Annotated in this window: 10 protein-coding genes; 4 read left to right on the forward strand and 6 right to left on the reverse strand. The window is 42.1% G+C overall.

The window, feature by feature from the left end; all coding sequences use genetic code 11:
• Nucleotides 1-38: 38 nt before the first annotated feature.
• On the reverse strand, nt 39-380 hold the full coding sequence (locus HMPREF9446_RS01650) for a type II toxin-antitoxin system RelE/ParE family toxin (protein WP_008142487.1): 342 nt from the start codon (nt 378-380) through the stop codon (nt 39-41).
• Nucleotides 370-603, reverse strand: coding sequence for a hypothetical protein (locus tag HMPREF9446_RS01655; RefSeq protein ID WP_005783253.1), 234 nt, complete (start codon nt 601-603; stop codon nt 370-372). Before HMPREF9446_RS01655 ends, HMPREF9446_RS01650 begins: the two co-directional genes overlap by 11 nt.
• A 420-nt stretch (nt 604-1,023) precedes the next feature.
• Here HMPREF9446_RS01655 and HMPREF9446_RS01660 point away from each other — a divergent pair, with 420 nt between their 5' ends.
• The 3 genes from HMPREF9446_RS01660 to HMPREF9446_RS01670 are packed head-to-tail and all read left to right on the forward strand — an operon-like array spanning nt 1,024 to nt 2,721.
• Entirely contained in the window at nt 1,024-1,422 is a 399-nt protein-coding gene (locus tag HMPREF9446_RS01660) for a hypothetical protein (protein WP_009123694.1), read from the forward strand.
• Between the two features lie 10 nt (nt 1,423-1,432).
• On the forward strand, nt 1,433-2,416 hold the full coding sequence (locus HMPREF9446_RS01665) for a replication initiation protein (protein ID WP_009123695.1): 984 nt from the start codon (nt 1,433-1,435) through the stop codon (nt 2,414-2,416).
• 23 nt (nt 2,417-2,439) lie between these two features.
• The gene (locus tag HMPREF9446_RS01670) at nt 2,440-2,721 is read left to right on the forward strand and encodes an HU family DNA-binding protein (protein ID WP_009123696.1); all 282 of its coding nucleotides are present in this window, start codon (nt 2,440-2,442) and stop codon (nt 2,719-2,721) included.
• Between the two features lie 138 nt (nt 2,722-2,859).
• On the opposite strand, the gene HMPREF9446_RS01675 is transcribed toward HMPREF9446_RS01670, so the two are convergent.
• Nucleotides 2,860-3,303, reverse strand: a complete 444-nt coding sequence (locus tag HMPREF9446_RS01675) for a hypothetical protein (RefSeq protein WP_032591120.1) — start codon at nt 3,301-3,303, stop codon at nt 2,860-2,862.
• Between the two features lie 75 nt (nt 3,304-3,378).
• Here HMPREF9446_RS01675 and HMPREF9446_RS01680 point away from each other — a divergent pair, with 75 nt between their 5' ends.
• Entirely contained in the window at nt 3,379-4,152 is a 774-nt protein-coding gene (locus HMPREF9446_RS01680; protein WP_009123698.1) for a hypothetical protein, read from the forward strand.
• Nucleotides 4,153-4,189: 37 nt separating this feature from the next.
• Here HMPREF9446_RS01680 and mbpC read toward each other — a convergent pair whose 3' ends face one another.
• Genes mbpC through mbpA form a run of 3 tightly spaced genes read right to left on the reverse strand, consistent with a single transcriptional unit; the run spans nt 4,190 to nt 5,677 of the window.
• A complete protein-coding gene (gene mbpC / locus HMPREF9446_RS01685) occupies nt 4,190-4,630 on the reverse strand; it encodes a mobilization protein MbpC (protein ID WP_009123699.1) in 441 nt (146 codons plus the stop codon).
• The gene (gene mbpB, locus HMPREF9446_RS01690) at nt 4,587-5,381 is read right to left on the reverse strand and encodes a mobilization protein MbpB (RefSeq protein WP_008142477.1); all 795 of its coding nucleotides are present in this window, start codon (nt 5,379-5,381) and stop codon (nt 4,587-4,589) included. The genes mbpC and mbpB overlap by 44 nt, the downstream gene beginning before the upstream one ends.
• Nucleotides 5,378-5,677, reverse strand: coding sequence for a mobilization protein MbpA (gene mbpA / locus HMPREF9446_RS01695; RefSeq protein ID WP_009123700.1), 300 nt, complete (start codon nt 5,675-5,677; stop codon nt 5,378-5,380). The genes mbpB and mbpA overlap by 4 nt, the downstream gene beginning before the upstream one ends.
• Nucleotides 5,678-5,932 lie beyond the last annotated feature (255 nt).

The raw sequence follows: 5,932 nt of genomic DNA on the forward strand, positions 1-5,932 counted from the left end.
AGAGAAAAAACACAGTTCGCTTCACTAACGCTGACTGGTCAAAGGATACCCTGTTCAGATATGATTTTTTTAAGAATAGATACACTTACGGTAGAGAAGTCTGACTTATCATAGACATCCACAAGATAAACACGACCTTCACTCTCCGATGCACAAATCGTGTATGTGATAACACGTGCTCCCCCAGACTTACCCTTTCCCTTAGAAACAATGGCAAGTCTTATTTTACGGATACCTGGGCTCAGTTCATCCCCCTGCATGGGGTTCTTTTCCAATGACTCGATAAAATCCTTCATGTCAGCCTTAAAAGACTTATACCTTTTTGCAAGGATTTTCGCTTCCCTCTCAAAATGTGGGGTGGTCTTTACTTCAAAGCTCATCAAGAAATGCGTTTGCGCTCTTGGCTGGCTGCTCACCAGCTTCGATTCGTTTCACTTCATTCAAGCCCTCTCTTATTCGAGTGGCTATTTTTTCTTCTACGGACACTGGCACCAATTTAAAATCACCGATACGTGAAGTCAGAAAGACGGATTCTCCCTGAATAGCACGAAGAAGGGTCGCTGTCTGATTCGTCCGAAATTTGCTCAATGGAATTACTTGCATATATCTTAAACTTTTTGATTGTGATACAAATGTAACCATTGTCACCGATATTGTAACCAAATTAATATATTTTAACACGCAAAAAAAGCTTCAATAACCGCACAATCCCCCAACCCCCTTACGAGGGGGCTTTGTCTTTGTTTTCCCTATTGTTCTTCATCCGTTTTTCCGAAAGTTGAGAAGCAATCTCAACCTTACGAGCCTGTTTCTATCTTAACATCGACTATCTATGTCCTATCCTCGCGCGCGCGCATTATGCGAGAAAAACACCCTCTAAGTACGAGATAAAGAATACTCAAGTACGAGATAAAGAATAAAAATTAACACTCTAAAAACGAGGTAAAGAATAAACAGTACGAGTTTCATTTGTTAAACTCGTACTTAATTTATATCTTTGCAGAAAACCATAAAAGCACACTTATGAAACCAACAACTTACATTGATTGGGACGGTCTGAAAGATATTCCGTTCTTCTACTGCGATACAAAGGAAGATGAGGAAAACAAAGACTTCGACATATACTATCAAGGGAAACTGGTGCTGCATGACTACAACCATTGCGGACACTACCTCTACACAGCTGCTGTGCTGTTCAGCAGAATCAAGAATAAAACGGCAGACTGGGTGAACCTGCGCAACCTTTGGATTCTGCGTGATTGCGTGCGTGAGAACTATAATCACGGCATAGGGGTGGACGACATTATCTTTGGAGAGAATTTTGATGGCGAGAACCTCAATACACTCACACCGCTTACTAAGAAACGCTTCGATTATTTGTGTAAGCGGATTAAGGAACTTGACCCATACGCAACAATCTAAAAGAATACCTATGAGCGAAAACCTACCAAACAAAGCCATATTTCAGTCCTACATATGGACATGTGCCAAATACGATTTCAGTCCTTACGAAAAGCGTATCATATATCGTCTTATCGAATTTGCCCAACGATGGTTGGAAGGTATTAAAATCAAAGACCACATGCACAAGATTGAGCCGTCTGACTGTGGGGTGAACATCACCATGCCTGTAGCATCCATTCTTCGAGACGAAGATGACCACAACTATGCCAAGGCTAAAGCTGCATTCACATCGCTATCTAAGAAAGGGGCTGAATATGAAGATGATAAGATTTGGTTCTATACAGCCATCATCGAACACCCTAAAATAGAAAAAGGCACAGGTATTGCTACCTTTCATGTCTATGACCCTATCTGGAGAGCCGCACTTGATTTTACGAAAGGGTTCAAGAAATACGAACTCATAACAGCCATGAAGTTTAAAAGCGTCTATGCCATGCGATTCTATGAGCTGATGTCCGGACAAACCAAACCTTTGTTTGTGTCGTTAGAGGGGTCTGACGGACTTCGCGAAAGGTTTTGCTTGCAAGGAAAGTACGAAAGAGTTAATGATTTCAAGAGATATGTTATCGATGCAGCTAAAAAAGAACTTGATGAATCCTCTCCATACTCCTTTGTCGCTAAGGAGGAAAAGGAAGGAAAGAAGGTCATTGGCTGGACCCTATTCCCTGTATTCTTTGAAGACAGAGAAGACCCTGCACTACAGGAACAGGCGCGCATGGCTAAAGTTACGGCACGGCTCCAGCTGGAGAACAACGTATATGACTACCTCAAATTCTCCTTTGACTTCAAGTCTGATGAAATCAACAAGAACAAGAAAACCCTTATCGAGGGGCAAAACCGCATCCCGGATTTCATAGGGTTCTTGGGAGAATTGAAGAAAGGCGCACGCTTTGCAAACAATCCCAAAGGGTATGTAATCAATGCCATCAAAATCAAACTGAAAGAAGTGTAATTCAACATAAAGCTATTACAAAAATGACAAAAGCAGACTTAGTACAAGAGATTTCAAAACAAACCGGGATAGACCGGGATGAAGTTTTAATGATAGTGGAAGCATTCATGGAAACTGTGAAATGCTCCCTGTCGATGGGGAAGGAAGTCTATCTCCGTGGCTTCGGCAGTTTCATCGTCAAAAGACGTGCTGAAAAGACCGGACGCAATATCGGTCAGAATACAACCCTGATTATTCCAGCTCATGATATTCCGGCTTTCAAACCGTCAAAAGAGTTCTCAAATAAAATCAAGAAAGAGGAATAAACAGATTTTTTGGGTATCTTTGCATACCCAAACGAAAAGTGGAAACTCTGGAAGCATTCCCGAGTATATTAAAAAGCCGGATCCAGCATACCCATGCTGTTCCGGCTTTCAATCATATCACTTTTAAGGTATGACTAATTAGTCTTTTTCTTCATTATACGGGTAAAATTCAACATATTCTTTAGACATGAGTGGGTCGTTCAATTCTCCTGTTCTGTCGTAGAATGAGAAGATTTTCTTATTCAGCTCTTTAATATCCCAATAATGACTACCACCAAAGTATAATACGCTAAAGTTAGGAGTGGCAAAAGACCATCTTCCACGAATCTCACCTTCTTTTTTGTTCCCATCTTTATCAATCTCTACATTAGTTCGTGTATATGTCCCATCTTTATCAAAATTCCAAATAGATTCCCAAGAGCTACCATCTTCATACTCTTTTTTCCCACCAGTCCAAGTTATATCACATATTAGTGCGATTATGCTTTCTTCTCCACTGCTATAATAACCCTGTTTCTCAACACAACAGGGAAGAAGCAGCATTTGTACAACCACTGCAAAAAAAACAATTATTCTTTTCATAATTAACATATTAAATCATGCAAATATAGAATTTTTTTTGTAGTTTTGGCTCTATAACCCCTTAAAAGAATATATATGAAAAAATTATTAACAACAACTTTTGCCATGTTGACTGGATTATTCCTTTTCTCATGTAGTAATGAAGAAATTACAGAACCAGTCGTTAGTAATACCGCAACAGATATGGAAATCCTATCCCGTTTTGTGGATGTGAATGAGTCTACTGGAGAGTATTTTATCAATGAGAACAAAAAGACAAGGGCTTTATCTTATGTAACCGGGTCCGATTGGAAAGATTTAGAAAAAGTCAGTCCTCTAAGCATTGAAAAATACAAGCAAGAATTACAAGCTTTAAACGCACAAGTAGCAGAAGCCATAGCTGACCCTAATGTCGCATATATGGTCTATTCTACAGGAAGTAAAACATTTGTAAGAAAAGTAAAAGAGAATGTTGACTTCGACTTTGATATATCTGAATATGCAGCACTTGGGACAAGAGCTCCACTTCCAACACTAAGCATTAATGGGGGTTCTCAAAGCACAACAGGTTCTTTTAAAGATGCCAGTCGTACCATCAACATGGAAGTAAGGTTAAACGCTTCGATTCAGTTCAATTATTATTTCTTTGAAGTATTAAGCCCTAATGCAAAACCTGACTATGACGATAACATAACTACACCAGAAAGTGTAGCTTTTAGCGGAACAGGACCACTATCAAACACAAGATTTGTTTGGACGGCTTATTGGGATGCCCAAGACCAAAATGACAAAATGTTTAAATGGGAATTCAAAGGAAAAGGCACAACCCCCTCTTTCGGATTTATAGCAGATTGTACATTCAGCAAATAATTATATTAGCGGACGCTCTAAAAAGCGCCCGCTTTTTTTATTTAGCATTTTGCTCCTGCTGAAAATATTCATAATACCTCTTGTAGTTATCCCTGTCCTTGGCTGCATCCACCCACAGATAACACATCAGACAGGCGAACAATAGGGAAAAAACAGCACAAAGGATTGAATACATGGAAACGTTCTTGTCCACATAGCTGCCATTTTTCATTCTGTTTCCCTGCCGTTCAAAGTCCGCCAATACGTTTTTTAGGCGATTTTCAGCACTTTCAAGGCTTCCCCTGTCTATTTCTACCTTTTTGGTTGTTGCATCCTCTATGCGCTTCGTATAAGCTTCTACACGCTTCAATTCTTGAAACACAAGTTCTACCGCAAGCTGCGGATTTACTTTGGGCGTGGTGTCCTTTCTCTTTCGGGGGCTGTACTGCCCCTGCTTATAGGTGTAATCCTCCGTCTTTGGGTTTGAGGGTGTTTCCATAATTCCTGCTGATTGAGTTATACTTCAATTTTTTCTGTGTCTTCTCGATATGGGCAAGCGTATAGCCTTTCCCTATCTCGCTTGCCTTGTATTCCGTTCCGCTCCGGGCTTTCACGTAGTAGCCGTTGAGTTTGCCTGTACTTGCCCGGGCTTCCCTTACCTTGAAGCCCAGTTTTCCGAGTTCCCGGCTGAATCCGGCAAGGTCAAACCCCTGCATCCGTATAAGAACATCATCCATAGCCTGTTTTATCTCTTCCCTGTTGGCTTTGCCTATATCCTTTGACTGTACCAAGTTCCGTTCTCTGGCTATACTGTTGGCAGCTTCCGTAGCTCTCTTCCCTATCCAGTTATCCTGGTATAGTTCTCCCGATAACGACACACGGTTTGCCAGTATATGCAGGTGGGCTTGCCTGCGGTTCTTCTCCGTTCCGCTGTGCTTCACAATGATGTACTGGTGGTTCATCAAACCCATGCGCTGCATGAAGTCATTACCGAGCTTCGCCCAGTCCGCATCGGTCATGCCTGCACTTTCTTCCACTGAAGGGCTGACCTCAAACCGAAGGCAGTTGTTCTTTACGTTCGGAAAATCAACAAAGTAAGGTTTCATCTCCTGCACCATATCTTCGCCTGTGCAGCCGAAAAGCTCATGGCGGTGTATCTCGGTGGCTGCTGCCTCTCCGTTTATCTCTTTGGCAAGGTCGTACTCCAGTGCTGCCGTGCCATGAGATATGCTCTTTCCTTTTGCTATCATCGTGAAAGTATCTTTTTAAGTTCATTGATTAGTGCCTGGTTCTCCTCGAACACTTCCCTGTACTGGCGCCCACCGAAGTAGTTGTTCAGACGCTGGAGTGTTCCTTTCAGTCGGGCTATCTCCCGAAACAGTTCCCTTTCTTCTTCCGTGTACCTCTCCTTGGGTCGTCCGCCCAGTGCGAGTGTACGGCAGTACTCCGATATGCTGATGCCGCATCGGGCTGCCTGTTCCGCAAGTGCCGCCTTTTCAAGTGCGGTGCAGCGGAATGTTATCTTCTCCGTTCGATTTACTTTCATGTCGCAAAGGTAATCTTAAAATCCTTTTGAGCAAAGCGAGAAAGGCAAGAATGTCCGACAAGGACACTTCTTGCTATATATACATTCCGCATGGGAATACACACAGCGCTAACACACTGCATAGCCACACACTTTTTTTTCTTTTTCCCTGCCATTTCCACAACGGAACACGGAGAGCGGTCAAGGGCTTCGGAGTGTGGAGTTACCTTTGCAGACCGAAAAGAGAAAAAACACAGTTCGCTTCACTAACGCTGA

This window comes from Bacteroides fluxus YIT 12057, from assembly GCF_000195635.1.
Lineage (GTDB): Bacteria > Bacteroidota > Bacteroidia > Bacteroidales > Bacteroidaceae > Bacteroides > Bacteroides fluxus.

Excerpts from the sequence above, each read along its gene's own strand:
- HMPREF9446_RS01675 (WP_032591120.1), bottom strand. The coding sequence starts at position 3,303 with ATGAAAAGAATAATTGTTTTTTTTGCAGTGGTTGTACAAATGCTGCTT.
- mbpB (WP_008142477.1), bottom strand. The coding sequence starts at position 5,381 with ATGATAGCAAAAGGAAAGAGCATATCTCATGGCACGGCAGCACTGGAG.
- HMPREF9446_RS01680 (WP_009123698.1), top strand. The coding sequence starts at position 3,379 with ATGAAAAAATTATTAACAACAACTTTTGCCATGTTGACTGGATTATTC.
- mbpC (WP_009123699.1), bottom strand. The coding sequence starts at position 4,630 with ATGGAAACACCCTCAAACCCAAAGACGGAGGATTACACCTATAAGCAG.
- HMPREF9446_RS01655 (WP_005783253.1), bottom strand. The coding sequence starts at position 603 with ATGCAAGTAATTCCATTGAGCAAATTTCGGACGAATCAGACAGCGACC.
- HMPREF9446_RS01665 (WP_009123695.1), top strand. The coding sequence starts at position 1,433 with ATGAGCGAAAACCTACCAAACAAAGCCATATTTCAGTCCTACATATGG.
- HMPREF9446_RS01650 (WP_008142487.1), bottom strand. The coding sequence starts at position 380 with ATGAGCTTTGAAGTAAAGACCACCCCACATTTTGAGAGGGAAGCGAAA.
- HMPREF9446_RS01660 (WP_009123694.1), top strand. The coding sequence starts at position 1,024 with ATGAAACCAACAACTTACATTGATTGGGACGGTCTGAAAGATATTCCG.
- HMPREF9446_RS01670 (WP_009123696.1), top strand. The coding sequence starts at position 2,440 with ATGACAAAAGCAGACTTAGTACAAGAGATTTCAAAACAAACCGGGATA.
- mbpA (WP_009123700.1), bottom strand. The coding sequence starts at position 5,677 with ATGAAAGTAAATCGAACGGAGAAGATAACATTCCGCTGCACCGCACTT.